We start from the raw sequence: 26,207 nt of genomic DNA on the forward strand, positions 1-26,207 counted from the left end.
CCGGGCGGGGGTATCGGCACCAGAGGACCGTACCATACCCCCTGGGGGTACGCTATCCTTGTCGACATGACCACACCCACTCCGATCCGCGGCTACACCGCCAGCAAGGACCAGCTGCTCGCGCGGCTCCGGCGCGTCGAGGGGCAGGTGCGTGGCGTCGAGAAGATGGTCGACGACGACCGCTACTGCATCGACGTGCTCACGCAGATCTCCGCGATCCAGGCCGCGCTGGACAAGGTCGCCCTCGGGCTGCTCGACGGGCACGCCCGGCACTGCATGCACGAGGGAGCGGCCGAAGGTCGCGCCGACGAGATGGCCACCGAGATGATGGCCGCCGTCGGCCGCCTCATGAAGCGCGGCTGAGCCCCGCATCGATCCGCCCACCCGACACCGGCCCGCGCGACCTGCGACGGCGGGTCCGCCTGGTTAGCATTCCGACGATGGCTCCCCGGATCCCGCACCGCCCGGCCCGCTCGCGCCGCCGGGCGGGCGCGCCGTCCGTCACCGCCGACCCGGGCCTTTCGCCCCGCCGGGCAGCGGTACGTGACCACGCGCTCACCCCACGGTCAGCCGGGACGCCCGCCGCGACGGTCGTGCCACCCCACTGAACCGATCGCCCCGCCGGCACGTACCCCGCCCCGGATTCGTTGGGAGACTCGCATTGGGCGCCGACCACACCCGTCCCGCTCCGTCCGCCCCGCCGAGGGTGCGACGGATCCTCATCGCGACGGTGGTCCCTCTCGTCCTCGCCACCGTGGTCGCGGCCCTGATGCTCTGGCCGCGCAACGCCCCCGAGCCGGCCGACGCCACCGATCCGCCACGCCACCACGGCACCGTCACCCGGGTCGTGACCGAGCCGTGCCCGCCCACGCCGGAGCAACCGGAGGGGGCGCCCGGGACGCGTCCGGAGCGGTGCGGCACGGTGGCCGTGCGGGTGGACAGCGGCCCGGCGGTCGGCCAGCAGGTCGAGACGCCCGTACCGGCCGGGCCCGGCGCGCCGACCGTCGACGTCGGCGACGAGGTCATCCTCGTGGAGCTGTCCGACCCGGCCGATCCCTCGTCGGTCATGTGGAACATCGCCGAGCACCAGCGCGGCACGCCGCTGGTCTGGCTGGCGGTGATCTTCGCGGTCGCCATCGTCGCGTTCGGCCGGTGGCGTGGCCTGGCCGCGCTGGCCGGCCTGGCGGCGAGCTTCGCCATCCTGCTCACCTTCGTGCTCCCCGGGATCGGGGCGGGCCGCGACCCGCTGCTGGTCGCGGTGGTCGGGGCCGCGCTCATCATGTTCGTGGTGCTCTACCTGACGCACGGTGTCACCGCGCAGACCTCGGTGGCCGTGCTCGGCACCCTCGGCAGCCTCGTGCTCACCGGGATCCTCGGCACGGTGGCCACCGCCGCCACGCACCTGACCGGCTTCGGCAGCGAGGACGCCACCACCCTGTCGATGTTCCAGGCCGACGTGGACCTGCACGGCCTGCTGCTGGCCGGCATCATCATCGGTTCGCTCGGCGTGCTGGACGACGTGACGGTCACCCAGGCGGCGACGGTCACCGAGCTGGCCCACGCGAACCCGACCCTGTCCCGACTCCAGCTCTACCGCGCCGCGACCCGCGTCGGCCGGGCGCACATCGCGTCGACCGTCAACACCATCGTGCTCGCGTACGCCGGCGCCTCACTGCCGCTGCTGCTCCTGCTCACCGCCGACTCCCGCCCGGTGGGTCAGCTCCTCACGAGCGAGTTCCTGGCCCAGGAGATCGTCCGCAGCGCGGTCGCCACGTTGGGTCTCATCGCTGCCGTACCGCTGACCACCGGGCTCGCGGCCCTGGTGACCACGGCGGGCCGCCAGACGCCCGGCTCGCCGGCCGGCGAGCCCGCACCACCCCCCGCCCCCCGACCGTCGCGCGACCGGGCCGAGACGCTCGAAGCGTTGAGCGCCGCGCGATCCGGCCGCGCTTCGACACCGCCCCCCGCCGCCTCCGACCGGTGGCCCGACCAAGACAGGAGCACGGACAGCGCATGGTGACACTCCTCAGCGTGAGCACGCCGGTCCGAGGTCCTGCCGACTGCGTCACTCGTCACCCAGCGCAATGGCGAAATGACGCTTTTAGTCGGCATCCGGACGTAGATCCCCACGAGCACTCTCGGGTAACCTCGCCGTCGGTCACCGCCGAAGGCGCGCAGCGGCGCCTGCGGTGCCACCGCCCAATCGCCACCCGGCGAGCCGGGAACCCAGGTACCCGGGGTGAATCCGCGCGAGCGGTAGGGGCCACTTCCGCCCCGAACCCGTCAGCTAACCCGGTCGGCGGTCGACGGAAGGGAACACTGTGACGGCACCCCTACGCCGCTGGTTGACACCTGTGGTGGCCGTGATCGCCGCGCTCACCGTGCTCGCCGGGCCCGCCCCGGTGTACGCGGCGCCGACACCGAACACCCCGTCCGGGCACGAGGACGACGATCCTCCGCTGCTCAACGACCTCATCGAGACGACCAACCGCAACTACTCGGCCGCCAAGGCGAAGCTGGACAAGTCCAAGAAGCGCCAGGTGGAGCTGACCCGCGAGGTGAAGCGGGCCCAGGACGAGTTGGACGCGCTGGCGCCGCAGGTCGGCGAGATCGCGGCCCAGTCGTACCGGACCGGGCGGATCGGCGCCGTGGCCATGCTCCTGGGGAGCGACTCGCCGGACTCCTTCGTGGAGCGGGCCACCGGTCTCGACGAGCTCAACATGATCAACTCGGAGAAGCTGGCCCGGATCAACGCGGTGAAGAGCCGCGCCGAGCTCGCCAAGCTGGCGATCGACACCGAGGTACGCGAGCAGCAGAAGCAGACGGCCATCATGGCCAAGCAGAAGCGTGAGGCGGAGAAGGCCCTGGCCCTGGTCGGCGGGAAGGGCTTCACCGGCGGCCTGGTGTCGGCCACGTCCCCCGTGGCGCGGGTCGGTCCCGGCCGGGACGCCGACGGCGACTGGAAACCGGAGTCGTGCAGCGAGAACGACCCCACGACCTCCGGGTGCATCACCCCCCGCACGCTGCACGCGTACAAGGAGGTCAAGCGGGCCGGCTTCAACCGGTTCGTCGGCTGCTACCGACCGGGTGGGCCCTGGGAGCACCCGAAGGGCCGCGCCTGCGACTGGTCGCTGCAGAAGAGCGGCTTCTCGCCGTGGCACAACAACGACACGCGGATGTACGGCAACAACCTCGCCGCGTTCCTCATCCGCAACGCGGACCGGCTCGGCATCTACTACGTGATCTGGAACCGGCAGATCTGGTTCCCGGCGACCGGCTGGAAGTCGTACAGCGGGCCGTCCAACCACACCGACCACGTACACATGTCGCTGCTGTAGCGACCACGCGAGAAAGGGCCGTCCCGCAGGTCGCGGGGCGGCCCTTTTCGCGTACGCGTCGAAAGGCCGCTCAGGCGGCCGGGACCGGGCCGACGGCCGCGACCTGGTGGACGGCGCCGGCCGCGAGCCGGTACGACATGCCGACCACGGCGCACCGCCCGGCCGCGACCTCGGCGGCCAGCACGGTTGAGTTGTCCAGCAGAGCCTCGACGGTCTGTGCGATGTGGATGTCGACTATCGCGTTGATGTCGTCGTCCACGCCCTCGGCCGCCGCGCGGCGCAGGCTCGGCACCACGGCGTCCACCACCGCGCCGAGGTGCCCCGGCGGGGGCGTGCCGGTGGCGTCCGCCTCCCGCGCCGCCTGCACCGCACCGCAGGAGTCGTGCCCGAGCACGACCACCAGCGGCGTACCCAGCACGCTCACCGCGTACTCGACGCTGCCCAGCACCTCCGGGCCCGTGGTGTGCCCGGCCGTGCGGACCACGAAGAGGTCACCGAGCCCACGGTCGAAGATGATCTCGGCGGCGAGGCGCGAGTCGGAGCAGCCGACGATCACCGCGAACGGGTGCTGGCCGTCGGCGACCACGGCCCGGTGGCCGGCGTCCTGGTTGGGGTGGTGGGGAGCACCGGTCACGAAGCGGCGGTTGCCGGCGACCAGTTCCGCGAGCGCCTGTTCCGGCCTGGGCGGCACCGCGCCGGCCTCCAAGCCTGGTCTGCCCGCGCCCGGGTACACCCCGGCCGGTCCCGTTCCGCTCATCCCGCACCTCGATCCCCACACGGTCGCCCTGGGTGCCCGCGGCCACGGTCGCAGGCCGTGGTCAACGGTCACACCCGCCGCAAGGTACGTCAAGGGATACGTGATTTGGATTTCAGGTATTCCAGGACCGGTAACGATGGCGGTGGCGGTGGTGTGCGGGCAGGTTCCGGCCGGAGGCGACGGAACGGGCACGGACCGGTCGCGGGCCCTACGATGGCGGCCATGGCGACGACGGAGAGCGGGTACGGAGGCCCCCGGAACTGGACGTTCCTCACGAACCACGGACACGTGCTGCTCGCCATCGCCCGCAACCCCACCGCTCGGCTACGCGACGTGGCCGAGGAGGTCGGCGTCACCGAGCGCGCCGCGCAGGCGATCGTGAACGACCTGGAGACCGGCGGCTACCTCAGCCGTACGCGGGTGGGCCGGCGCAACCAGTACACGATCAACCCGACCGGCCGCTTCCGCCATCCCGCCGAGGCCGACCAGGAGGTCGGCGCCCTGCTGGCCCTGTTCACCGAATCTCCCCCGCGATCTTGCACTTAGTGCCCCGGCGAACGGGACATTAGCCGCAGAACAGGGGCCGAAACTGCAAGATCGCGGAGGGGGTGGCGTGGGCACGGCACTCGTGTCCGCGCCGTGGGCGCGACGGCGGTAGTCTCACGGCGTGCGCGAGAGCTTGCGGCTGGACGGGAGCGGAGCGGCCCGTCGCACCGGACGCGGCGTCCGGATGGTCCTCTGTGGAGTCGTCACCGTCCTGCTCGCCACCGTCACCGTTCCACCGTCACCGGCCGCGGCGGCCCCGACCTGCGGCCCGCAGGGCCAGGCAGCACCGACCGAGATGTCGTGGGCGCTGAAGCGGTTGGAACCCTCGTCGGTCTGGCCGCTCTCCCGCGGCTCCGGCGTGACCGTCGCCGTGGTCGACTCCGGCGTCTCGGCCACCCACCCGCTGCTCAAGGGCCAGGTGCGCGAGGGCGCCGACTTCAACAACCTGCCGTCCAACCAGGGCCAGTGCGACCTGGTGGGGCACGGCACCACCGTTGCCGGCATCATCGCCGGGCGGGCCGACACCAACGTCCCCTTCACGGGCATCGCCCCGCAGGCCCGGATCCTGCCGATCCGGGTGCTCGCCGAGCAGCGCGCGCCCGACGACGAGGCCCTGCCCGCCGAGATCGCCAAGGCCATCCGCTGGGCGGTCGACCACGGCGCCGACGTCATCAACCTGTCGCTGGTGACCCTGCCCCGGCCGGAACTGGCCGCCGCCGTCGAGTACGCCCTCAGCAAGCGGGTCGTCCTCGTGGCCGCCGCCGGCAACCTGCAGAAGGACCAGCAGAACTACATGGCCTACCCCGCCGCGTACCCGGGTGTGATCGCGGTGGCCGGGATGAACGAGCAGGGCGAGCACGTCGGCACCTCGGTCAGCGGCAACTACGTCGACATCGCGGGCCCCGGCCTCAACCTCATCGGCCCGGCGCCGGGCGGCTCGGGCTACCTCCCGCAGCCCGAGGGCGGGACGAGTTTCGCGGCCGCGTACGTCTCGGGGGTCGTGGCGCTCGTCCGCGCCGCGCACCCGGACCTCACCCCGCAGCAGATCTCCGAGCGGCTCACCAGGACGGCGGACAACCCGCCGGAGGGCCACAACGCCCAGGTCGGGTACGGGATGGTGAACCCCTACCGGGCCGTGACGACGGTGCTCGGCACCCGCAGCGGCCCGCCGCCCCCCGCCATGCCCGCGCCCACCGCGCCAGAGGACCCCCTGGACTGGCAGCGGGCCGTGGCCGTCTGGGTGGCGGTCGTCGGCGCGCTGCTCGCCGCCATGCTGCTCGCCGTGAAGCCGATCGTGACCCGGGGCCGGCGGCGCGGCTGGCGCCCCGGACGCCGGCCGTCCAACGTGGACTCTGCGGTCACGGGCTGACCCGCGGGCATCACGCTCGTCGTCGACCTGTCGGCAGGGCCGTGGAAACGGCGAGCGCCGCCCGACCGCGCAGGTCGGACGGCGCTCGGGTCGACCGGTCAGCGCAGGATGCCGGGGGTGCCGCCCTCGTCGGCGCCCCAGACGTCCTCGTCCTCCTCCAGCCAGGTGTTGCGGGCGCTCTCCTCCTCGCCGTAGCCGGCGCCGTGGCCGCCGCCCATGCCGGCGATCCCGCCGCCCCGGGCACCCGCGCCCCGCGCACCCGGACCGCCCTTGCCGCCGGCGCCGCGGCCGGCACCCGCACCGGCGCCGCCGGCCATGCCGGGCATCATGCCCGCGCCGGGACGGCCACCCATGCCACGGCCACCGCCACGGGCGCCCCCGGCGCCGGCACCGGCCATGCCACCGCCCATCATGGGCGGCATGCCGGGGCTCACGGCACGGCCCAGCGCACCACCACCCGGGATCGCCCCGGCGCCGCCGCCCAGACCACCGCCACCCAGGCCGCCACCGGAGCCGAGGCCGGAGGTGCCGAGCCCGCCCGAGCCGAGACCGGGCATCGTCCCCGTGCCACCGCCGGCGCCGGCCAGGCCGGTGCCGTAGTCGCCGGGAAGCCCACCAGTGCTCGGGTAGCCGCCGGCTCCGCCGCCGGACCCGACACCGCCCGTGCTCGGGTAGTTGTTGGACAGATCGGGGTGGGCGCCCGAGCCGATGCCCGGAGGCTTGGCGGTCTCCGGGAGCCCCTCGGGCTTCACGGTCGGCATGTCGCCGACGCCGGGAGTCTTCGGCATCTTGTCGCCGAGGTTCGGCACCGAGCCGATGTTGCCCTTGTTGCCGCCGCCGGTGTCCAGGTTGGGCACCTCGGGCGTCGTGTTGTCCTGGCCGTAGGTCGACGTCCGCCCGGGGGCCTCCATCGTCCGGTCCCGGAAGTGGCCGTTGACCTCGTCGTAGACCTTACGGGCCTCGCCCTCCTTGTCGGAGAACCAGCCGGTCACCCAGTCACCGAGCTTGCCCAGCTGCTCGACGGGCCAACTGCCCATCAGGTCGGCCTTGACCTTCGTCTCGAACATGCCGATGCCCAGGGTGATCTCGCCGTTCCGCGCGGCCAGCACGTCACCCACGCAGGCCGCCGGGATCGGCATCTCGTTCTGCGCCGACTCCAACTGCCGGGCCGCCGTCTCCAACGTGGTGACGATGCTGACCTTGCCCCGGCCCGGCTTGTCGATGTCGTCCTGGAGGTTGCCGGCCTGCTTGGCGAGGCCCTCGATGTGCGACTTGAACGCCTCGTACGCCGGGCCCTTCCAGACCGCGCCGAGGTCCTTCACGTTCTTCTCGAGGCTTTCCTTGACCTCACCGAGGTTCTTGACCAGTTCCTTCCAGCCGAGAGCGGCGCTCTGGACGTCGGCCGGCCGGCCGGCCACCAGCACCTCCCGGGCCATTTCCTCCCAGCTCTTGTCGCCCATCTCCCCGTCTCCCCGCTCTACTGGTCGCCGTTGCCACGCGCGGCGTTGGCGAAGGCCTGCTGCATCTCCTGTGCCGTCATGGCGTTGGCGCCCTCGGCGTCCTCGTAGTTGCGCTTGACCGTACGCAGGGCGTCCGCCGCGTCGTACAGGCTCTCGGAAAGGCTGCGCAACCCGCTCTCGGTGCTCGTGTAGAGCTGGCCGTGCGCCTTGGCCAGCTCACCGGCGTAGAAGAAGCCGCCGAGCGTGCCCTGGCCGGCCACACCCTGGTCGCCGCCGAGCTTGTCCTTGATCTCGACCATGTCGTAGGAGAGCCGGTGGAGGTAGTTCGCGTGCGTCTCCAGCCAGTCGATGGCGGAGTCGAGCGTGCCCGCGTCCCACTCGGTCTTCACGCCCTCCTCGCCCGAGCCGGCCACCAGGCCGCTGGGCGTCTCGGCCTGGTCGACACCGGTCTTGTCGTAGCTGATCCCCCGGATGTCCCCGGCGAAGGGCATGGTCGGGTTGATCGGCATGTTGACCGGCATCCGGACTTCCACCCGGTCGTTCTCGTCGCTCATCGCTGTCCTCCCCTGACGCGGCTGAACGCTCTGGTCACTGGCGCGGTTGCGGGTCCGTCGGCGGTGTTCCCGGCGGCGTGGGCGGCACCGGACCCGGTGGGCCCGGCTGGTGCGGCGGCCCGTACGGCGGCGCGGTCACGGGCGGGCCACCCGGTGCGGGTGGGTACGGGTGCTGGCCCGGCGCCGGCGGGTACGGATGCTGCCCCGGCGCCGCGGTCGGATAGGGCTGCGGCCCGGGCGGCGGCCGGAACCCGCCGTGCGGCGGGTGGGGCTGGTACGTCCCCGGCGGCGGGTACACGCCCGGGACGGGTTGGCCCGGCCGCTGGACGCCGGGCGGCGCCCCGGCCCGCGCCCGGCGACGGGAGCGACGGTTCACCACGAGGAGAATCACGACGACCGCCACCGCCACGAGCACGGCCAGCAGACAGAGCACGATCTGGATGCCGGCGTTGTCGGCCAGCCCGATCGACACGGCCGGCCCGTCGTCGTCCTTCCCCTCAGCCTCACCGGTCGGCGCGCCCGGGCTCGCCGACGCGCCGGCGGCTGCGGCCAGCGGGTTCGCCTGCACGGCCGGCACGGACCGGGTGAGCGCCGCCATCACGTCGACCGAGCCGAAGCCGTACTCCGGGTCGCGGCCCTTGGGGCCCCGGTCCCGTGCGGTGGCCACCAGGCGGTTCACCACGTTGGCGGCGTCCAGGTCCGGATAGCGGGCGCGGATCAGCGCGGCGATGCCGGAGACGATGGCCGACGAGTTGCTCGTGCCGTCGGAGACGAGGTAGCCGTTCGGGGAGGCGGCGGACGGTGCGGGGGCGATGATGTCCTCGCCGGGCGCGGAGATGGCCATCGCCGGGCCCGTCACGGTGCCGTCCCAGAGCCCGCCGGACCGGGTCGCGCCACCCACGGCGAGGACGCCGGGGACGCTGGCCGGCACGGGGATCTCGCGGTAGCCGCTGTCCCGGTTGCCGGTGGAGGCGACCACCACCACGTTCTTGCCCAGCGCGTACCGGACCGCTTCGACCATCTCCGGGTCGTCGCCGTGGGCGCCGAGCGACAGGTTGATTACGTCGGCACCGCTGTCCACCGCCCAGCGGACCCCGGTCGGCGCCTCCCGCAGGCCGCCGTCGCCGAGGCCGATGGGAAGGATCTTCGCCTCGGGGGCGATGCCCAGCGCGTGCATGTCGCCACCGCCCCGGCCGGCGATGATGCCGGCCATTCCGGTGCCGTGGCCGGCCTCCCGGTCCGGGTCCGTCCGGCCGTCGGCGGCGGCGCCCGCCCCGAAGCCGCGCCCGCGCAGCACCTGCCCCCGCAGGTCGGGGTGACCGGCGTCGACACCGCTGTCGATCACCGCGACGGTGACCCCGCGCCCCTTCGTGAGCCGGTGCGCCTCAGGGATCTTGAGGGCGTCGAGGTGCCACTGGAGGTCGCGTACCGTGTCGGCGGCGCGGGCCGGAGCCGGCGCCACCACGGGGCCGACACCGACCGCGGCCACCAGCGCGAACACGGCGCAGGCCGACCGGGTGACGGATCGGAGACGCTTCCGGGCAGACATGGCTTCCCCCAGGACCGGTGTGGATTCGCAACGCACCGCGGCTCCGGTCCGGTCGAACCGGACCGGAGCCGCGCGAACTCTGGATCAGCCGCGACCCGGGCGGCCGCCCCCACCCCAGACCTGGGAGTTGCTCATCTCGGTCGAGACGTAGTTCTCGCGGGCGATGCCGACCGCGCCACCGATCTCGTTGAGGATCCGGTTGATGTCCCGGACCGCCGAGTCCCACTGGGCCTGGTGCTGCTCGTAGGCGGTGCGGTCCTCACCTTCCCACTGCAGCTTGGACAGCATCTGGCGCAGCGTGTCCAGCTTCTCGTCGATGGTCCGCGAGATGCCCTGCATCTGCTGGTTGGCGCTCTCGAGGACCGCGTAGTCAACCTTGATCGTCACGAATTCCTCCTCTGCTCCTGATCGCGGGTCACGGGTTGAGAGCAGAGTGGAACTTGTCCAGCATCTGCTGCTGCTCTTCGTCGTTGACCTGGTGCGTCGTCCCCGACTTGTCGAGCAGGTCGGCGATCTCGTCCATCGCCGTCAGCAACTTCGCGGTGTCCTCGTTCCAGCGCTGCATGAGCGACTGGAAGCCCGTGGACGCCTGCCCCTTCCAGGCCATGGCCAGATCGTCGACCACGTTCCACAGCTTCTTCAGCTCGCCGTCGACCTCGCTGCGCGTGGACCGCACGTCACTCGCGGCGGTATGCAGAGTCGCAGCTTCGACCTCGAACGCCATGCTTCACACCCTTCCGTCATCCTGTGGCGGCGGATCCGCCGCGCCCTCCCCCGCGGCAAGGCGAAACACCCCACCGACGGACACTCCTGTGAAGACCGTAGCGGAACGTGTCCAGCGCGCGCAGCCCTGATCCGCCCGCGGCCGATGGACCGACCTGGATCCCGTCGATCGACGGGGACGCCGGCCACGGCCCGACCGAGGCCGCGACCTGCCCCTCAACCGCCCGCGATCGGGTCACCGCACGGTCACCAAGCGTCCACAGTGTGCGCAACACGACCTTCGTGCCGCACGTTACCAGGACAGACCGACGCGACCACGCCCCGCTACGCCGGCTCGGACCACGCGGTCTGGATCAGCTGCTGACCGTCGCGCCGCCGTACGAGCGTGCCCCGGCCGGGCGGCTGCGGGCTGGGCCGCAGCGCGCCGAAGACCGCGCCCTCCTCACGGTTGCCCGACATCAGCAGGCCCGGCGTGTCCAGTTCGCGCAGGCGTTGCAGCACGGGCTCGTAGAGCGCCCGGGCGATGCCGCCCGCCCGCCGCGTGATGATCAGGTGCAGACCGATGTCGCGGGCCTGGGGCAGCAGCTCGTGCAGGGCGCTGAGCGGGTTGTTGCCGCCCGAGGCCACGAGGTCGTAGTCGTCGACCAGGATGTACAGGTCCGGTCCCTTCCACCAGCTGCGGTCGCGCAACTGGGCGGTGGTGACGTCGGGCCCGGGCAGCCGGTTGGACAGCGCGCTGCGGATCGAGCCGAGGCCCTGCGCGAAGACCTGGTTGGACGGCGCGTAGTCGAGCAGGTGGTCCCCCTCGACCGCGCCGAGCAGGCCCCGCCGGTAGTCGGCGATCACCAGGCGCGCCTGGGCCGGCGTGTACCGCTCGGTGATGCCCCGGGCGATCAGCCGCAGCAGGTTGGTCTTGCCGCACTCCGCGTCGCCGAAGACGGTGAGGTGCGGCTCGTTGGCCAGGTCGAGGTAGACCGGTGCCAGCGCCGACTCGTTGACGCCGATCGGCAGGCCGGGCACCGACCGGTCGATGATCCGGGCCAGCTCGCCGACCGGCAACTTGCGCGGCAGCAACCGCACCTTCGGCGCCGGGCGGCCCGGCCAGTTCTCCGCGACGTGCCGGGCCAGCGCGGCCGACGCCTCGGTCAGGTCCTCGACGTCCCGCCGGCCGTCGATCCGGGAGACCGCCGCGAGGAAGTGCAGCTTCTCCCGGGTCAGACCGCGACCGGGCGACCCCACGGGGACGTTCTGCGCGGCCCGGCGGTCGATCTCCGACTCGGCCGCGTCACCGAGCCGCAGCTCCAGCTTCGTGCCGAGCAGGTCCCGCATGTTGATCCGGATCTCCGCCCAGCGCACCGCCGTGATGACCACGTGCACGCCGAAACCCAGCCCCCGGTTGGCCAGGTTGGTGATGGTCTGCTCCAGCTCCTCGTACTCCTGGCGGAGCGTGTTCCAGCCGTCCACCACGAGGAAGACGTCGCCGAACGGGTCGTCGCCGAACTCGCCCGCCGCCCGGCGGCGCCGGTAGCTGGCCATCGAGTCGATGCCGTACTGGGCGAAGCGCGCCTCGCGCTCGTCGATGACGGCCACCACCTCGGCGACCGTCCGGCGCACCGCCTCGGTGTCGCGCCGACCGGCCACACCGGACATGTGCGGCAGCCCCTCGAGGCTGCGCAGCGCGCCGCCGCCGAAGTCCAGGCAGAAGAACTGCACCTCGCGCGGGGTGTGGGTGAGCGAGAGCGACGCGAGCAGCGACCGCAGCATGGTGCTCTTGCCGCTCAGCGACGCACCCACGATGACCACGTTGCCGCCGGCGCCGGAGAGGTCGACCATCATCGGGTCGCGCCGCTGCTCGTACGGGCGGTCGACCACGCCGACCGGCACGGACAGCCGGCCCCGGCCGGCCCAGTTCGCGGTGCACAGGCCGAAGGTCGGGTGCACCGCCAGCTGCGGCAGCAGCTCGCCGAGGCCCGGCGGTTCCGACAGCGGCGGCAGCCAGACCTGGTGGGCGGGGCGGCCCCGGCCCTTGAGGCGGTCGATGAGCACGTCCAGCATGGCCACGGCCTTGCCGTCGGCCGGCTCCTCCGGCTCCGGCACCGCCTCGACCGGCACCTGCGGGATCTGCACCGGGACGAAGTTCACCCCGTACGGCACGATGCGGCGCTGCACGAGCGCCTGCGAGCGGGACGCCTGCTGACCCGGCGCCCGGTACGGCCCGGAGACGTACGCGGCCCGGAACCGCAGCATCGTGCTCGTGTCGGTCTTCAGGTAGCCGTGACCGGGCGCGTTCGGCAGCTCGTACGCGTCGGGCACGCCGAGCACGATCCGGCTCTCGACGGCCGAGAACGTCCGCAGACCGATCCGGTACGACAGGTGGGTGTCCAGGCCGCGGAGCTTGCCCTCCTCCAGCCGCTGGCTGGCCAACAGCAGGTGCACGCCGAGCGACCGGCCCAGCCGGCCGATCATCACGAAGAGGTCGATGAAGTCCGGCTTCGCGGCGAGCAGCTCGCTGAACTCGTCACAGATGATGAGCAGGCTGGGCATCGGGTCCAGCGGCTCGCCGGCCGCGCGGGCCTTCTCATACTCGAAGCGGGAGATGTAGTTGCCCGCCGCGCGCAGGACCTCCTGCCGGCGGTTCATCTCACCGGCGAGCGCGTCGCGCATGCGGTCGACCAGCGGCAGCTCGTCGGCCAGGTTGGTGATCACGGCGCTGGTGTGCGGCAGCGCCTCCAGCGAGGCGAACGTCGCGCCACCCTTGAAGTCGACGAGGACGAAGTTCAGCTCCTCGGAGGAGTGCGTGACCGCCAGCGCGCCGACCACCGTACGTAGCAGCTCGCTCTTGCCGGAACCGGTCGCGCCGATCACCAGGCCGTGCGGGCCCATGCCCTCGTGCGCGGACTCCTTGAAGTCGAGTTCGACCACGTTGCCGTCCGGGCCCACGCCGAGCGGGATGCGCAGCCGGTCCCGGTGGCTGCGCGGCCGCCAGGTCTGCTGGACGTCCACCGCCGCGGCGTCGCCGACGCCGAGCAGGTCGGGCAGCTCCATGCTGCGGGCCAGCGGCTCCTCGGTGCTGGTCTGCTGCTGGGAGAGCCGGTACGGGGCGATCTGCCGGGCCAGCCCCTCGGCGGCGCTGGCGCTGAGCCGGTCCGGCCGGCCCAGCCGCGACGAGGAGGCGCCGCGGATCAGTTCGAGGGAGCTGCCGTCGCCCGTGTCGAGGCAGAGCAGCCAGCGGCCGGCGTCGCGCGGCACCGTGCCGGAGAGGTCGATGACCGTGGCGCCGAGCAGGCCCGGGCCCATGAGCTGGCACGTCGGCGAGACCTCGCCGCCGTCGAGCACGACCACCACGTGCGCGGCCGTCGTGAGCGGCTTCGCCTCGGGGGCGAACCGGGGCCGCCCGGCCAGGTCCTCGGCGAGCGACTCCTCGGCCTCGGCGAGACTCGCGAAGACCAGCCGGCGGGCGCCGGCCGCGTCGCTGCGGGCCGGATGCTGGGCGTGCGGCAGCCACTTCACCCAGTTCCAGTTCGGCTGCCGGTCGGGCGCGGCCACGACCGCGATGACGAGGTCGTCGGGGGCGTGGAACGTGGCGAGCTGCCCGAGGGCGGCACGGGTCAGGTCGAGCACCGGCTCCCGGTCACCCCGCAGCACCACGCGGCTGAACGCGCGGATCGACAGCGCGGTGGGCAGGTCCGGAACCGTGGAGTGGGCGCGGACGAACCGGCGCAGCGCGATGGCGCTCATCGGCTCCAGGTCCTCCACCGGCTTGGTCTCCGGCGGGACGATCTCGACAGCCAGCCGCTGCGGCCCGAGGGCGATGCGGGTCTCGCCGAAGTCGTCCTCGGTGATCCGCCGCTCCCAGAGCCGGCGGGACGCGGCGATCGACCAGAGCGCGTCCGGCTCGGGGTGCCGCCACGCCATCGCGGCCCGCTGCTGCTCCGCGGCGCGCCGCGTGCGCTTGCGCATCTGGGCGAGGTAGCGCATGTAGTCGCGGCGGTCCGCGTTCAGCTCCGCCTTGTCGTTGCCGCCGTTGCTCAGCGAACCGATCGCCATCCCGAGCATCGAGACGCCGAAGAGTCCACCGGCGACGTACGTCATCATGCCGCCGCCGCGCCCGGCGTAGAGGAACGCCATCGCCCCGACGCCGCACACCATCGGCAGGATCATGAGCAGCTGCCCCATCCCGCGGGGCGTCTGCTCGGGCAGCTCGGGCGGCGATTCGAGCAGCACCTCACCCCGAGGCAACGCCGGTCCCGGCTGACGCGGAAGCCGGCGGAACACCACCGTGCTCACGGCTGTCTCCTCCCCAGAAGCGGCCCGGATGAAGTTCTGCGACGAACCAGACCCGTCGGGTGGGCATCGTACGTGGCTGCCATCGTAGGTAATCTCCCGTGAGCGTCGCGGACCCACGGGTGACGCCAGCGGCCACGGGATCGTTCGGAGAGCACGAGGAGGCCACAGTGGCGACGAAGACAGCGACCGGTGGTCTCAGCCGGATCACCATCGTGGCGCCGCGCACCCGCATGGATCTCGCCCTGCCGTCGGACGTGCCCCTCGCCGACCTGCTGCCGACGCTGCTGCGCTACGCCGGCGAGGATCTGGCCGACGAGGGCGTCCGCCACGGCGGCTGGAGCCTCGCCCGGCTCGGCGGGCAGCCGCTGGACGGCGGTCGTACGGTCGCGCAGCTCGGCGTCCGCGACGGCGAGGTGCTCTACTTCAACCCGCGCGCGGCGTCCGCTCCGGAGGTCGTCTTCGACGACGTGGTGGACGCGGTCGCCACAGCGACCAACCAGCGGCGCGGCGCCTGGCAGGTCGCCACGACCCGGTCGTTCGCGGTGCTGTTCGCGGCGGTGGCCCTCGCCGGCGGCGCGGTGGCGGCGCTGTTCACCGGGCCGCCGCAACTGCCCGCCGCGCTGGCCGCGCTGCTGGTGGCGGTGGCCCTGCTGGTGAGCGCCGCGGTGCTCTCCCGGGCCGCCGGCGACAGCCGGACGGGCGCGGCGCTCGCGATGGTCGGTCTCGCGTACGCGGCGGTCGGCGGCCTGCTGCTGCTCGCCGGTGACCGGACGCTCACCGAGCTGGCCAGCCCGCACGTCCTGCTGGCCGCCACCGCTGTCGTCCTCTTCGGCGCGGTGGCCGCGCTCGCCGTCGGCGACCGGCTGCCGCTCTTCCTCGGCGCGGTGGCGATCGGCGTCGCCACCGGCCTCGGCGCGGTGCTCTGCCTGGCGTTCGGCATCGGCGCGCCGGCCGCCGCGGCCGTGGTGGCCGCGGTCGCGTTCGGCGCCGTGCCGGCGCTGCCCATGTCGGCCTACCGGCTGGCCCGGCTTCCCGTGCCGTCCATCCCGACCGGCCCGGACGACCTCAAGACGGACACCGAGTCGGTCGACGGCCGCCGGGTGCTCCAGCTCAGCGAGCGCGCCGACGAGTTCCTCACCGGTCTGCTGTGGACGGTCTCGCTCGTGGTGCTCGGGGCGCAGGTGGTGCTCGCGCTCAACGGCCGGCTCCCCGCGGTGCTGCTCTGCCTGGCGCTGGCCCTGCTGTCGCTGCTGCGGGCCCGGCCGTTCCTCAGCCGCGCCCAGCGCACGCCGGTGCTCGTGACCGGCACCGTCGGTCTCGGCCTGGCCGCGGCGGCCACCTTCGCGGGCGGCAGCATGCCGCTGCGGCTCGGTGTGATCGTGGGCGGCCTGCTGCTGGCCGCTGTGATCAGCCTGATCTACGGCCTCACCGTGGCCGGCAAGCCGATCTCGCCGGTCTGGGGTCGCCTCCTGGACATCGTCGAGATCCTGCTGATCATCGCGCTCGTGCCGCTGGCCGTCTGGGTGCTCGGCCTCTACGGCTGGATCGTCAACCTGCGGCCCTGACCGGGCCGCTCCCGCCGACCAGCGCGCCGGCCGGGGTCGCCGCCCAGACGCCCGGCCCGTGCTGGCCGTCGAGCGGACGGGCCGGCGTGCCGCACCGCCGCGCCACGTCCCGGACCACCTGCACGAGCGCCTCGACGTGCTTGTCCATCGCGGCGACCCGCAGCAGCGGCGCGACCGTACGGCCGCCGGGCAGCACCACCGCGGCGACCGTGTGCGACGGCGCGGAGGTCGAGGTCACCGCGTCGACGAGCGCGCCGAGCGGGGCGTCCGGCCGGGCCCGGAGAGCCAGGCAACGGTGGGTCCACCCGCCGCCGCGCAGCCCGGTCCACGTCTCGGCCGGCGGGTCGGGCGTGAGGTCCAGGCCGGCGGCCGAGACCACCGCCGCGCGCAGCTCGTCGCGGCCGAGCGGCCGGTGGGCGAGGCCGGCGGCGTTCAACGCCTTGCCGAGCCGGCCGATGCCGGCGGCCAGCGTGCGGTGCACGCCGGCGGTGCCGCCACCGCGGGTCACGGCCTCCGTCCGGGCGTCGCGCACCGAGAGCCGCAGCGCCACCCACACGGTACGGTGCGCCGCGGGCGGCGCGCCCGGGGCCGGGTACCAGACCAGGGTGTGCGAGACCAGCTGGGCCAGGGTGACCGGCCCGGAGAAGTCGGCGAGCACCCGCAGGGCGCGGTCCACCACGGACGCCTCCACCGAGCCGGCCGGTGCGCCGGACCGGCCGATCAGCGCCACGGCCGCGAACCAGCCCTGCTCGTCCTGGCCGATGCCGAGGCGGGTGCCACGGTCGGTCAGCTCGATGACCGACAGCTCCGGGGCGAGCGACGCGAGCCGGGGGTCGCTGCCCCCGCCGGCGGCCAGGCTCGCCCGGGCCCGGTCACGGCGTTCCCGCAACCGCCGGCGCAGCAGCACGTCCTCGTACCACCAGCGGCCGCCCCGGCGGGCGAAGACCGCAACCAGCACGACCACCACCAGGGCGGCGACCACGCCGACCAGCCAGACGGGCCCGCCCAGCGCGGCCCACACGGCCACCGCGCACAGCTCCACCACGACCAGCTGGCCGACCATGAGCGGCCCGATCCGACCACGACGGCGCCGGTCGGCGGCCGGTACCGGCCGCTCCGGTGCCTCGGACGGGTCCGCCGCGCTGCGCGCGGGTGGCGCCTGAACCTGCGTCATCGGTGACTGTCCCTCCTGCACGGTGCCGCTTCCCGCCACGTCGGTGCGCGCCGGGCACGGGCGCTGGTCCCGGAAACCCGTCGACGGCCCCTTATCGTAGGGAAGCCCGCGACACGACCCGGACCCCTGATCGTCGCGGATCCACCCCGCCGGAGGTAAGTCATGCGGACCCGCCGCGATCAGGTGCAGGCGTACCGCTTCGTCACCCGCCGGATCGTCTCCGCGCTGCTGTCGGGCGACCCGGAGACGAACAACCTGCCGATGAGGCGCCTCGGCATGGCCGTCTTCGGCAGCGTCATCGCCGCGGCCGTGGTGCTCGGCGGTGCCGGCGCGTACGGGCAGTTGACCGGCAACACGGCCCCGCTGGAGTCGAACACGCTGGTGATCGAGCGGGAGACGGGCGCCACGTACGTCTTCTTCGACGGCCTGCTGTACCCCACGCTCAACTACGCCTCGGCGCGTCTCGTGGTGAACGAGGCCGACCCGCAGGTGCGTACGATGTCGCAGGCGTCCATCCGGGAGCGGCCGCGCGGCCAGATGGTGGGCATCGTGGGCGCCCCGGACGCCCTGCCCGACCCGAAGTCGTTGGTCGGGCTGCCCTGGTCGGTCTGCGACGTGCCCGACCCGGCCGACCCACGGCGACCCAGCACCCGCGTGGTGATCGACCGGGCGCTACCCGGCGGCACCCCCCTGGGCGACCGGGCGGTGCTCGTCACCGTCGACGGCCAGCGGCACCTGCTCACCAACGACCTGCGCCTGGAGCTGACCGGGGAGAGCCGGATCGCCGCCCTGCGGATGGCGAACGCGCCGACGCTCACGGCGGGCCAGCAGCTGTTGAACGCCGTGCCGGCCGGGCCCGCGCTGCGGGAGCCGGAGCTGGCCGGGATGGGCGAGCCTAGCGGGCACTCGGTGGCGGGCCAGATCGGTCGCGTCGGCCAGGTGTACCGGGCCGCGGGCCAGCACTACGTCCTGACCCGGGACGGGCTCGCCTCGATCGGCGAGGTCGGCGCGCTGCTGCTGCTCCGCTCGGGCGGCGACATCATCGACATCACCCCGGAGGAGGCCGGCCGCGCCGGCCTCGCCGACCGGCGGGCGGACGAGGCCGGCATGCCGCAGACGCTGCCCACGCTCTACCCGGTCCGGGAGGGGCAGACGGTGCTCTGCGCGACGTACCGGGCGAGCGCCGCGGGCGGCCCGCCGGTCACCACGCTGGAGGTGTTCGACCGGACGCCGACGGAGTTGACCGGCGTGGGTTCGTTGCCGGCCCGGCAGACGAGCCGGGACGCGGTCCGCACGGCCGACCAGGTGCTGCTGCCCGGTGGCCGGGGCGCGCTGGCGCAGGCCGCGCCGGGCGCCGGCGAGAGCGGCACCCCGGCCCCGGGCGCCACCGTCTACCTGGTGGCGCCCCAGGGCGTCCGGTACCCGCTCGCCGCCGACGCGATCGCCGCGCTGGGCTACGGCGGGGTGACCCCGCTCGCCGTGCCCGGGTCGCTGCTGGCCCTGATCCCCACCGGGCCCACGCTGGCGCGCGACGCCGCCGCCCAGGCCTACGCCGAGCCGGGTGGTTCGGCGACGGCCGGGCCGGCGCCGTCCGCACCGCGCAGTCCCACGTCGAGCGGTTCGCCGGGGCCGGGGAACGGCGGCACGTCGCCGTCGGGGTCGCCGAGCGCGGGCACCTCGGGGTCGCCGAGCGCGGGCGCGTCGGGGTCGAGCCCGTTCGCGCCCGCCGGCTGAGCGGGCAGGGGGCGGATGGTGGGTCGCCCGTGTCGCCCCCGTGGACTAACCTGAACCTGGCCAACGGTTGTCGATTAGCACTACGGGGATGTTGCCATGACCGGGCGCACGGAAGTCGATCTTCTGTCCCTTGAGGACTTCCACTCGCGGTTGGCCGACCGGCTGACCCAGGCCGAGTCGCTGCTGCGCAAGCTCAACACCGAGATGCAGTGCACGCCTCCGGCGCTGGGCACGTTCGCCGACGCGACCAGCAACGCCCGCCGATACTCCGAGATCCACCAGTCCTACGTGGAGCAGGCTCAGCGGCTCGAGCAGGCGGTGAAGGCGGCACAGAAGGCGACCAGCACGATCCTCGCCAACTACCGGACCACCGAGGCGCGCAACGCCGCCAGCGCCACCGACATCGCGTCCGTGCTCACCGGGGTCAACGAGGCTCTCGATCCGGAGGGGAAGCCGCGTGTCTGAGTACACCCAGCGCTACCAGGGCGCGAGCCACCAGGAGCTCTACGACGCCGTGATGGCGGGCAAGCCCGGGCAGATCGACGGCGTGGCCGCCCAGTGGTCGGCCCTCAAGGGCATCGTCGACGCCCTGGGCCGCGACCTGAGCGGCGACCTTGAGAAGCTCGCACACACCTGGACGGGCTCGGCCGGCCAGGAGTTCCAGCGCCGGCTCACGCTGATCGTCGACTACGCGGGCACGCTCGGCGAGGGCATGGCCGACGTCAAGCAGGCGCTCACCATGATGTCCGGCCAGCTCCGTACGGCCCAGAAGCAGGCGGAGAGCCCGGAGGAGACCGACGACCACGACCAGGCGGTCTCGGGCGCGCTCAAGGGCGCGGCGGTCTTCGGCGTGCCGGGCGCGGTGGTCGGTGGTCTGCTCGGCCACCAGCAGGACAAGGAAGAGCAGCAGAAGGCACACCAGCGCATGGTCAACGTGGTGGCCGAGCTGGCGGCGGGCTACGACCTCTCCGCCTACGGGCGGGTCGTCACGCCCCCGCCGCCCGACCCGGACACCCCGGGCACGGTGGACGGCAGCGGGCCGACCACCCGCAGCGGGCCGCACGTCGGCACGCCGACGGCGGCGCCCCACAGCACCGGCCTCGGCCCGCACACGGGCGGCGAGACGATCCGCACCCCCGGCGGGGTCGGCACCGGGCCCACCAGTGGCCACGGCGGCGACGGGTCGGGCACGACGGGCACCGACGGGAGCGTCACGGTGACCACGCCGGGCGTCACGGGCACCGGAGGCGGCACCTCCCTCGCGGGCGCCGATCCGCTGACCGGTGGGGCGGTCCCGGCCGGCACCGGCCCGAACGCTCTGGGCATCGGTGGCACCGCCGGCGCCGGCACCTCCGGCGGGGGCCTGTTCCCCGGCACGGCCGGCATCGCGGCGACGGGTGGCCTGATCGCCACCGGCGCGCTCGCCAGTTCCGCGGGCGGCAGCCCGACGCCGCCGCCCCGGTCGCCCGGTGGCACCGCCCCCGCCGACAATCGCGCGGCCAGCGGGGTGGGTCGGAGCGTGGACGGCCGGCGCGGCGAGGCGAACCGCGCGGCCACCGCGGGCCGTGGGCGCGGCCCCGTCGGAAACCGGCCCGGCGTGCTCGGCGGGCGCGGTCAGCACGACGAGGACGAGTCCGACGAGCGCCTCACCTGGCTGACCGAGGACGAGATGGTCTGGGGCGACGGCCGTGACGGCGCTCCCCCGGTGCTGGGCACGACCGACTGATCCGACGACCACCTGGCGACGGCCCATCCGGAAGCGGTTCCGGGTGGGCCGTCGTCGTCCGTCCACATCGGTCGGGTGGGCATCGTCACGTCGCTGTCGTCCGCCGCCCGGCTGCGGCCGATCGCCACGGACGATAGGTTGGTCCCGTGCTGTCCGTAGCGTCCCCCCGCCCCGTGTGGCGGGCCGCGCTGCGTTCCCTGCGTGAGCTGACCCGTCTGGCGGTCGCCGCGCTCGCGCTCACGGTGGGCCTCGGCGGCGCGACCGCCGCACCGGCCGGCGCGCACCCGGGCGCCCCTCCGCAGCTCTCCGCGAGTGCCCTGGCCACCGGGTCCGGCGCGCTCCGGCCCGACGTCGCACCGGCCGTCTCCGCCGGCGTGGACGCCTCGGCGGCCGAGCGACCCGCCCCCGCCACACACCGTCCGGTGCGACGCGGCGGCTCCGCCCCGGTCGCCGCCGGCACCGCCACGACGCCCGTCGAGGCCGTCACCCCCGCTGATCCGGGCGGTCGTACGCCGGGCCGCCGCGGCCCGCCCCTCGCCTGACCCGAGGGCCACCCCGTCCCGGTCCACCGGACCGGCCGCCCGGCTCCGACCGCCCCGGTCCCGCCCCGCCCGCCGGCCTGTCCGGCCCCCGGGTGGCCGCGCCCGGGCCGGTTCGACCGTTCCCGGTCCCGCCGTTCCCCTGGGAGCGCACGGCGACGGCTGACGAAGCCCCGCCTCCGGCCCTCACCACCGTCTCCGCCCGTCAACGGGTCAATTCGTCCATTCCCGACAACTGACCACGAGGTGCAGATGATGCAGACCGTCCTCTCCGCCGTCCTGCTCGACGTGCCCCGGGCCGCCATGATCTGGCTGGGCCTGCTCGCCGTGGTGGGCGCCACCGTCGCCGTCCTGCTGCTACGACCGGGCCGGCTCGCCACCGACGCCGCCGTGCGGATCCGGCGCGCGGCCATGCCGACCCGGCTCGAACTCGCCCGGGAGGAGCGGGAACGGACCCGGTACGCGGAGGAGGTCGCGGTGGCCGCGGAGCGGGCCACGGCGACCGCCCAACGCCGGCGGGAGGAGTGGCTGGCCGCGCAGGAGGCGGTCGAGACGGCGTGGCAGGCGTACGAGGCGGCCGAGGCGGACGTACGCCGGCTGGGCGCCGCCGCGGCGATGCCGCTGCCGCGTACCGCCCGCACGCCGGCCGAGTACGTCGACCGTGAGCGTTTCCTGCACCGGGCGGCGCTGGACGCGTACTTCCGGCGGGAACTGTCGGTGGACCAGCTGAGCGACGTCTTCGCGCACCGCAACGGCTGGGACCCGCGGCTGCACCCGGTGGAGCAGGAACTGGTGCTGCGCCGGGCCGTACGGGACAACCTGTTCGCCCGGCAGCAGGCCGCCCGGGAGCGGGAGCAGGCGGCGTGGCGGGCCGCCGAGACGGCCGCGGCGGCGGCGCGCAGCCTCCGGGACGAGGCGTTCGCGGCGACGGGCCGGCGGATCGAGGAGTCACCGTCGGTGCTGCCGCTCAGCGAGGTGGTGCGGCCGGTGGAGCAGCAGACGCGAGAGAACGTGATCGTGGCGCGCGGCCGGGCCGCCGTCCCGGCGTACTGATCGGACCGCCGGCCACGCTCACCGTCCCCGGCGACGCCCGCACCGACGCTGCCCCGGCCGCGCGGGACGAGTCCGCGCGCTGCCGGGGCGCGTCTGGCCCGCCTGGGTTAGCGTGACCGCATGTCCCGGGAAGCGTGGATCCTCGTGGTGATCGCCGGCGTCGTGCTGCTCGCCACGCTGGTCGGCGCCGTGCTGCTCGCGGTCAAGCTGGTCCGCACGCACCGCATGCTCACGGCGCTCGGCGCGAGCGGCAAGGTGGCCCTCTACGGCGCCCTGATCTACACGATCTTCCCGGTCGACCTGCTGCCCGACCCGATCTACCTGGACGACATGGGCGTCCTCACGGCGGCGCTCATCTACCTCACCCGGCTGGTCCACCGGCACCGCGCGGCGGCGCGCCGGCTTCCCGGCCAGCCGGGCACGCCCCCGCAGGCGGGGCGTACCCGCCGGCCCGTGCCATGATCGCTCCGCGACGGGAGACGGGGGACGGACATGCCGGGAACGCACGCGTGGGACGTACGTGACGAGCGGGTCGTGACGTTCTGCCGGGAACGGCACCTCGCCACGCTCACCACGCTGCGCGCGGACGGCACCCCGCACGTGGTGCCCGTCGGGGTGACCCTGGACCCCGGGGCGGCCGTGGCCCGCGTGATCACCTCCGCCGCGTCCCGCAAGGCCCGCCACGTGGCCGCCGCCGGCCCCCAGGGCGCCCCCGTGGCGGTCTGCCAGGTCGACGGCCGCCGCTGGCTCACGATCGAGGGCCGGGCGGTCGTCCGGCGGGATCCGGCCGCCGTGGCGGAGGCCGAGCGGCGGTACGCCGAGCGGTACCGCACGCCACGGCCGAACCCCGAGCGGGTCGTCATCGAGATCCACGTCACGCGGGTGCTGGGCACCCTCTAACGGTCTGTACCGCCTGACCGGTTCCGGGAACTGCGCGGCCGACCGCTGACCGAGTCGCCCGCCCCGGGCGCCGGCTTCCCGGAATCCCGCTGCCCCTCCCGCCGTTGCACCTGTTCGCGGCGCCCACACCCGGGCCACGAGCGGCGGAATGCCGGCCGACGCAGGGCAGTTACGACCCTGGTACGCCCGGCGCACGTCCGCCCGGGCGTCGCTTCTCGATTGTGCCGAGCGCCTGTCCCGGTGCTTGCGCCTCCGCGGAGGCGACAACCCCCCGATTGGAGCCCGACCGATGAACCACATCCTTCACAAGAGCGGCCTGTCCGTCGCCGGCCTGCTGGTCGCCGGCGGGTGCGCGCTGGGTCCCGCGGTGGCCGCACAGGCCGCGCCGGCCCAGACCGGCCCGACGACGTCCAACCAGGCCGACAAGGCCAACAAGGCGGACAAGGCCGACAAGGGCGCCCCGCACGACCGGCGCGCCGAGCGCCAGGTGGGCGTCGAGTACCAGGCCCAGCCGAACTTCTTCTACTGCGGCCCGGCCGCGACCCGGATCGCGCTGTCGGCGCAGGGCAAGGCGCTCTCGCAGGACGACGTCGCGGCGCTGCTGGGCACCACGGAGGCTGGCACCCCGTCCGCCCTGGACACCACGCGGGTGCTCAACGAGCTGACCGGCGGGAAGTACAAGACCACCGAGATCCGTGATTCGGTGGCCAAGCCGGAGCAGGTCGACGAGCTGCGGACGAACGTGCTGAAGGCGCTGGACGACGGCCGGCCGGTGGTGGCCAACGTCAAGGGCACCGCCGTCGACACCAACGGCAACCCGCACTCGTACGAGGGTGGGCACTACGTGACCCTCGTCGGCTACCGCGACGGCGGAGACCTGATCCAGATCGCCGACCCGGCCGACCCGACCGACGGCGAGTACTGGATGCCCGTCGGCAAGGTCGCGAACTGGATCGCGGAGCGCGGCTACTCCTCGTGAGCCGCTGATCGACCGCATCACCGGGCCGGGCCCCCTCGCTGAGGGAGCCCGGCCCGTCGTCTCGCCCGGGCCCGGCCGGAGCGGCTGCGGAGGCTGGCCCGCAGGGCGGCGCGACGCATCCGCCCCTCCGGGCCGGCGGAGAACTTCTGCCGGCTGGCCCGGTGCAACCGCTGGTACGCGGGCGGCCGGACGGCCCGCTGGCCGGCGCCCGCCGCCGTACGCACCAGGCGGTTCGCCTCCTCCGGCTCGTGCCCGATCGCGCGGAGCAGGTCGCTGGCGCCCGACCGGAGGTCCGTGACCAGTGAGTCGCCGAACGAGTCGACGCCCTCCGCCCAGGCACGACCGGCCAGTTCGCCCGCCTCCAGCGTGAGCTGCCGCGTACGGTCCGGCACATCCCCCAGCCTGCAGTCCCGGTGCATCTGCCGCACCGCGTGGGCGAGCCGCGCGAACGCGGCGGGCAGTTCGTCGGGGATGCGCTCCCGGTACTGGATCGCCGTCGACGCCCGCCGGGCCATCACCCGCACGTCCAGCACCAGTCGCTCGAAGTGCTGGATCGCGCGGGCGTACCGGTGGAACTGCGCACGGCGGTGCCACCGCGCCGGCGCCAGAGTCACCACCTCCTCGGCGCCGCTGAGCGTCTCGTTCAGCCGGCCGAGGTCCGGTTCAAGCCCGCGCAGTTTGTCCAGCGTCCGGATGGCCCGGTCGGAGTCCCGCTGCCGCAGCGAGGCGGCGATCTCGTCGGTCTGGTCGGCGAGGGCAGTGACGATCGGCGTCGCGGCCCGGTCCAGCACCCGCAACGGGTTGACAGGCAGCAGCAGGACGACGACCAGCATGCCCACGCTGCCGCCCACGAGGGCGTCGAAGATCCGTGGCAGCTCGAGCCCACGCTCCATCGGAGCCAGCGTCGAGATCAGGACGGCGGTACCACCGGCCTGACCCACGAGCGCGCCGCCGCGCCCGGCCACGATCAGCGCGATGGCGATCGCCAGGCCGACCACCAGGCCCGTCTGCCAGGGCCCGTTGCCGAGCGCGAAACGCAGCAGATCCCCGATCACGATGCCGAGTCCCACCCCGCCGAGCAGTTCGAACGTCCGCCGGGCGCGCTGGCCGATCGCCGTGGCGATGGTGGCGACCGCGGCAGCCGGGGCGAAGACGTGCGCGCCGGGCCCGAGGAAGTGCGTGGCGATGAGGGCGGCCAGCGCGGAGGCCAGTCCCGCCTGCACGGCGATCACGAGGGTGACCTCAAGCTGGCGCAGACGTACCCGGCTCGCCTCGCCACCGAGGCGGCGGGCGTGCGCCACCTGCTTCCCGCTCCGCTCGGCGGCCGCGCCGAGCGCCGAGCGGTCGGGTACGTCGGTGGGACGCTCCTCGGCCATGGCGGCGGTTACCCCACCCGGAGCGGGTGAATCGTGGTCGTCCAACGGCCCGGCCCCATTGCCTGGCATGCCGGTTCGGCCCGCGTCGGGCGATTGCCGACCCTGCCCGGTTCGCCGAGACGGGCGAGCGCCCACGAACAGGCTGCTGGCTCCCGGCACCGGCCTGGTGGACCGGATGTGTGACGCGCTCGCGGGCCGTCCCACGTCGACGGCGGAGCTGCGTGAGCAGCGGCACTGAGGCGGACGTCTCCGTCCGGACAGGACGATCCGGGCCGCCGCCGTGGCACGCGGCGGCCCGGGAGAGCTCAGCGCACCTGGTCGCCGCCGCCGGTACGCGCCTGCGCCCGGTCGACGCCCTTGTCGATCTGCTCCTCGTGCTTGCCGCCGGTGCGTCGGTCGGCCATCTCGCCGCCCTTCTCCAGCCCCTGGTCGACCTGCTTGTCGTGCTTGTCCGCGAAGTCCTTCGCCTTGTCCATGAAGTCGCCCACGTCGTCCTCCTCTGGTGTGGGTCGGTCCTTTCGCGTTCCCTGGCTCCCCGAGCGCAAACGCCGGTCGACCACGGACACGGGGTGTCGAAA

At 74.1% G+C, this 26,207-nt stretch carries 24 protein-coding genes and 1 riboswitch; of the genes, 14 read left to right on the top strand and 10 right to left on the bottom strand.

Features of this window, described 5'->3' with window-relative positions; all coding sequences use genetic code 11:
- Positions 1 to 66 precede the first annotated feature (66 nt).
- The 3 genes from D7193_RS08835 to D7193_RS08845 all read left to right on the top strand — a co-directional run bounded on the left by D7193_RS08835 (position 67) and on the right by D7193_RS08845 (position 3,338).
- Complete coding sequence (locus tag D7193_RS08835) at positions 67 to 363, top strand: metal-sensitive transcriptional regulator (RefSeq protein WP_074311710.1); 297 nt, start codon at positions 67 to 69, stop codon at positions 361 to 363.
- Between the two features lie 298 nt (positions 364 to 661).
- Positions 662 to 2,020 (top strand): YibE/F family protein, encoded by a 1,359-nt coding sequence (locus D7193_RS08840; protein WP_120778779.1) that lies wholly within the window; start codon positions 662 to 664, stop codon positions 2,018 to 2,020.
- A 166-nt stretch (positions 2,021 to 2,186) separates the two neighbouring features.
- A riboswitch (cyclic di-AMP (ydaO/yuaA leader) is annotated at positions 2,187 to 2,317 on the top strand.
- Positions 2,318 to 2,321: 4 nt separating this feature from the next.
- Positions 2,322 to 3,338 (top strand): coiled-coil domain-containing protein, encoded by a 1,017-nt coding sequence (locus D7193_RS08845; protein ID WP_120778780.1) that lies wholly within the window; start codon positions 2,322 to 2,324, stop codon positions 3,336 to 3,338.
- Between the two features lie 70 nt (positions 3,339 to 3,408).
- Here D7193_RS08845 and D7193_RS08850 read toward each other — a convergent pair whose 3' ends face one another.
- Positions 3,409 to 4,095 carry a carbonic anhydrase gene (locus D7193_RS08850; RefSeq protein WP_120778781.1) on the bottom strand — a complete coding sequence of 229 codons (687 nt, stop codon included), beginning with the start codon at positions 4,093 to 4,095 and terminating at the stop codon, positions 3,409 to 3,411.
- A gap of 213 nt (positions 4,096 to 4,308) precedes the next feature.
- Here D7193_RS08850 and D7193_RS08855 point away from each other — a divergent pair, with 213 nt between their 5' ends.
- Together D7193_RS08855 and mycP are read left to right on the top strand one after the other, a co-directional pair.
- Positions 4,309 to 4,641, top strand: a complete 333-nt coding sequence (locus D7193_RS08855) for a helix-turn-helix transcriptional regulator (RefSeq protein WP_120778782.1) — start codon at positions 4,309 to 4,311, stop codon at positions 4,639 to 4,641.
- 121 nt (positions 4,642 to 4,762) lie between these two features.
- Positions 4,763 to 6,010, top strand: a complete 1,248-nt coding sequence (gene mycP, locus D7193_RS08860; RefSeq protein ID WP_241562857.1) for a type VII secretion-associated serine protease mycosin — start codon at positions 4,763 to 4,765, stop codon at positions 6,008 to 6,010.
- A 98-nt stretch (positions 6,011 to 6,108) separates the two neighbouring features.
- Here mycP and D7193_RS08865 read toward each other — a convergent pair whose 3' ends face one another.
- From D7193_RS08865 to eccCa, 6 genes are all read right to left on the bottom strand, one after another.
- Positions 6,109 to 7,470 (bottom strand): WXG100 family type VII secretion target, encoded by a 1,362-nt coding sequence (locus D7193_RS08865; RefSeq protein ID WP_120778784.1) that lies wholly within the window; start codon positions 7,468 to 7,470, stop codon positions 6,109 to 6,111.
- A gap of 17 nt (positions 7,471 to 7,487) precedes the next feature.
- Positions 7,488 to 8,024, bottom strand: a complete 537-nt coding sequence (locus D7193_RS08870; RefSeq protein ID WP_120778785.1) for a hypothetical protein — start codon at positions 8,022 to 8,024, stop codon at positions 7,488 to 7,490.
- Between the two features lie 34 nt (positions 8,025 to 8,058).
- Positions 8,059 to 9,573, bottom strand: a complete 1,515-nt coding sequence (locus D7193_RS08875) for a S8 family serine peptidase (RefSeq protein ID WP_120778786.1) — start codon at positions 9,571 to 9,573, stop codon at positions 8,059 to 8,061.
- A gap of 84 nt (positions 9,574 to 9,657) precedes the next feature.
- Positions 9,658 to 9,960: a WXG100 family type VII secretion target gene (locus D7193_RS08880; protein ID WP_120778787.1), complete on the bottom strand. Its 303-nt coding sequence runs from the start codon at positions 9,958 to 9,960 to the stop codon at positions 9,658 to 9,660.
- Positions 9,961 to 9,988: 28 nt separating this feature from the next.
- Positions 9,989 to 10,297, bottom strand: coding sequence for a WXG100 family type VII secretion target (locus tag D7193_RS08885; RefSeq protein WP_120778788.1), 309 nt, complete (start codon positions 10,295 to 10,297; stop codon positions 9,989 to 9,991).
- 323 nt (positions 10,298 to 10,620) lie between these two features.
- Positions 10,621 to 14,583, bottom strand: a complete 3,963-nt coding sequence (eccCa, locus tag D7193_RS08890) for a type VII secretion protein EccCa (protein ID WP_120778789.1) — start codon at positions 14,581 to 14,583, stop codon at positions 10,621 to 10,623.
- 167 nt (positions 14,584 to 14,750) lie between these two features.
- On the opposite strand from eccCa, the gene eccD reads away from it, so the two are divergent.
- On the top strand, positions 14,751 to 16,148 hold the full coding sequence (gene eccD, locus D7193_RS08895) for a type VII secretion integral membrane protein EccD (protein ID WP_120778790.1): 1,398 nt from the start codon (positions 14,751 to 14,753) through the stop codon (positions 16,146 to 16,148).
- Here eccD and D7193_RS08900 read toward each other — a convergent pair.
- On the bottom strand, positions 16,132 to 17,322 hold the full coding sequence (locus D7193_RS08900; protein ID WP_120778791.1) for a type VII secretion protein EccE: 1,191 nt from the start codon (positions 17,320 to 17,322) through the stop codon (positions 16,132 to 16,134). The two genes, eccD and D7193_RS08900, sit on opposite strands and share 17 nt — an antisense overlap.
- A 162-nt stretch (positions 17,323 to 17,484) precedes the next feature.
- Between D7193_RS08900 and eccB the strand changes: the two genes are divergently transcribed.
- The 8 genes from eccB (at position 17,485) to D7193_RS08940 (ending at position 24,253) form a co-directional block, all read left to right on the top strand.
- Positions 17,485 to 19,056 (top strand): type VII secretion protein EccB, encoded by a 1,572-nt coding sequence (eccB, locus tag D7193_RS08905; RefSeq protein WP_120778792.1) that lies wholly within the window; start codon positions 17,485 to 17,487, stop codon positions 19,054 to 19,056.
- A gap of 96 nt (positions 19,057 to 19,152) precedes the next feature.
- Entirely contained in the window at positions 19,153 to 19,521 is a 369-nt protein-coding gene (locus tag D7193_RS08910; protein WP_120778793.1) for a hypothetical protein, read from the top strand.
- Positions 19,514 to 20,782 (top strand): WXG100 family type VII secretion target, encoded by a 1,269-nt coding sequence (locus D7193_RS08915; protein ID WP_120778794.1) that lies wholly within the window; start codon positions 19,514 to 19,516, stop codon positions 20,780 to 20,782. Before D7193_RS08910 ends, D7193_RS08915 begins: the two co-directional genes overlap by 8 nt.
- A 146-nt stretch (positions 20,783 to 20,928) precedes the next feature.
- A complete protein-coding gene (locus tag D7193_RS08920) occupies positions 20,929 to 21,324 on the top strand; it encodes a hypothetical protein (protein WP_147434345.1) in 396 nt (131 codons plus the stop codon).
- Between the two features lie 252 nt (positions 21,325 to 21,576).
- Positions 21,577 to 22,374, top strand: a complete 798-nt coding sequence (locus D7193_RS08925; protein ID WP_120779365.1) for a hypothetical protein — start codon at positions 21,577 to 21,579, stop codon at positions 22,372 to 22,374.
- 120 nt (positions 22,375 to 22,494) lie between these two features.
- A complete protein-coding gene (locus D7193_RS08930) occupies positions 22,495 to 22,836 on the top strand; it encodes a DUF1232 domain-containing protein (RefSeq protein WP_120778796.1) in 342 nt (113 codons plus the stop codon).
- A gap of 30 nt (positions 22,837 to 22,866) precedes the next feature.
- Positions 22,867 to 23,274 (top strand): pyridoxamine 5'-phosphate oxidase family protein, encoded by a 408-nt coding sequence (locus tag D7193_RS08935; RefSeq protein ID WP_120778797.1) that lies wholly within the window; start codon positions 22,867 to 22,869, stop codon positions 23,272 to 23,274.
- 289 nt (positions 23,275 to 23,563) lie between these two features.
- On the top strand, positions 23,564 to 24,253 hold the full coding sequence (locus D7193_RS08940; protein ID WP_120778798.1) for a C39 family peptidase: 690 nt from the start codon (positions 23,564 to 23,566) through the stop codon (positions 24,251 to 24,253).
- Between the two features lie 17 nt (positions 24,254 to 24,270).
- Here the strand turns inward: D7193_RS08940 and D7193_RS08945 are convergent, their stop codons facing one another.
- Positions 24,271 to 25,629, bottom strand: a complete 1,359-nt coding sequence (locus D7193_RS08945; RefSeq protein ID WP_120778799.1) for an FUSC family protein — start codon at positions 25,627 to 25,629, stop codon at positions 24,271 to 24,273.
- 305 nt (positions 25,630 to 25,934) lie between these two features.
- Positions 25,935 to 26,105, bottom strand: coding sequence for an antitoxin (locus D7193_RS08950; RefSeq protein WP_377456420.1), 171 nt, complete (start codon positions 26,103 to 26,105; stop codon positions 25,935 to 25,937).
- Positions 26,106 to 26,207: the final 102 nt, after the last annotated feature.

Origin of the sequence: Micromonospora costi (assembly GCF_003626655.1) — a bacterium.
Classification (GTDB): Bacteria; Actinomycetota; Actinomycetes; order Mycobacteriales; family Micromonosporaceae; genus Micromonospora; species Micromonospora costi.